Here is a 247-nt window from a genome sequence, read left to right as displayed (position 1 = left end):
TACAGGTGGTTCAGGTGCTGGCCGGTAGGAAGGGTCAGCGTGGTCAGGTTGCTGAGCGGATCGTACTCGTAGGCCAGCGCGCCCTGAGGCGTGGTTTCTTTGACGAGGCGGCCGAGCAGGTCGTAGGCGAAGTCGATCTTTTCAGCGGTGATGCCCAGTTTTCTGCCGGTGTCCGTCGGCTTGCGCTCGATTGACAGCAGTCGGTCGCCGTCGTCGTAGGCGTAGTCCTGACGCGCATCGTCGTTGA

1 protein-coding gene is annotated in these 247 nt (G+C 61.9%); it reads right to left on the bottom strand.

Annotation, left to right across the window (positions count from 1 at the left end; all coding sequences use genetic code 11):
* On the bottom strand, positions 1–247 hold a 247-nt coding region (locus tag AO388_RS07770; RefSeq protein ID WP_161937162.1), incomplete at both ends, for an RHS repeat domain-containing protein.

Origin of the sequence: Pseudomonas sp. ICMP 10191, from assembly GCF_001467335.1 — a bacterium.
In the GTDB taxonomy this organism is placed as follows: Bacteria; Pseudomonadota; Gammaproteobacteria; order Pseudomonadales; family Pseudomonadaceae; genus Aquipseudomonas; species Aquipseudomonas cerasi.
Note: the sequence above shows the minus strand (reverse complement) of the source record. Positions and strands in the feature narration are given on the sequence as shown.